1 protein-coding gene is annotated in these 1,243 nt (G+C 52.0%); it reads left to right on the top strand.

The features are described from left to right. Window positions 1-167: 167 nt before the first annotated feature. The gene (locus BDE01S_RS10590; RefSeq protein WP_066081366.1) at window positions 168-974 is read left to right on the top strand and encodes a DUF4198 domain-containing protein; all 807 of its coding nucleotides are present in this window, start codon (window positions 168-170) and stop codon (window positions 972-974) included. Window positions 975-1,243 lie beyond the last annotated feature (269 nt).

The raw sequence follows: 1,243 nt of genomic DNA, 5'->3' as shown, positions 1-1,243 counted from the left end.
CTCCGACTATAATGGGTTTAGTGTAGGTGCTCGATTCTATAATATTTGTTAAATTTAAGATAGTTTTTTCTGTAATTGGATAATTTCTCATTACATTGCGGGCAAACTTCACATTTGATAAATAATGTTATAACATAACAATTGTATTAAATGAGAAGGATACCGTGATGCAAAAAACCGTTTTCTTGCTGGCCTCCGTTTTGAGCTTATCAACTGCTGCCCATGCCCACCGCGTGTGGGTGGATGCCGAGCATACGCACGGCGGGGAAATGCTTAAAGCCGAATTGGGTTACGGCGAATTTCCCGAGCCGATGCCGATTGCGCGAGACCGCCTGTCTTTATTCAAGCCCATGCAGCTGGTTACGGCCAAGGGCAGGGAAAACCTTGTGCCGCAGCGCGGCGGCGCAAATTACCAATTTCAAACCAAAGGCGTGGTTTCAGACGGCAGCTATATCATTACCGCCGAATATATGCCGACATTTTGGTCGAAAAATACCGCAGGCTGGCATCGGGCCAGTTTGACCGAAGTGCCGGATGCCACATACTGCGAACAATCCGCCATGTACGGCAAACACATTGCCAATGTCGGCCATGAAAGCGCGGGCACGGAAACAATTACCCGCCCCGTCGGCCACCGCCTGGAAATCGTACCGCTGGATAATCCGGCCAATATCCGTGTCAACGGGCGTTTCAAAGTGCGGGTATTGCTCGATGGCGAACCGCTGGCGGGGGCGACCCTGACCGCCACGTTTGACGGCTTCGACGACAGCGACCGCCGCGCCAGCCACAAAACCGAAGCACAGGCCTTTTCCGATACCACCGACCATCGCGGCGAAGTGGACATCATTCCGCTGCGGCAAGGTTTTTGGAAAGCCGCCGTTGAGTACAAAGCCGATTATCCCGACCCCGAAATATGCCGCACACAGGCGGTTTACAGCACGCTGACATTCCAAATCGGGCAGGGCGGGCATTAAAAATCGCGGGCGGAAGAGACACACGTTGCCGGCTTGCCGTATCCCATGTTTTATCCGACCATTAATCACCGCAGGCCGTCTGAGTTTTCAGACGGCCTGTTTGCCATTGGCGGGCGGCGCAGCGGAAATTCATGTTGCGTAAAGCCCGTCTCATAATATAATAAAACCGCTTGATAACGATAAACGCCGCAGCAAACGGCGGTATAGTCGAAGAGTAATTTCTCCGACTATATATCGTCGTCGAACTTAAATCCTGCTACGGCGTTGGC

This window comes from Bergeriella denitrificans NBRC 102155 (assembly GCF_001592185.1).
Lineage (GTDB): Bacteria > Pseudomonadota > Gammaproteobacteria > Burkholderiales > Neisseriaceae > Neisseria > Neisseria denitrificans.
Note: the sequence above shows the minus strand (reverse complement) of the source record. Positions and strands in the feature narration are given on the sequence as shown.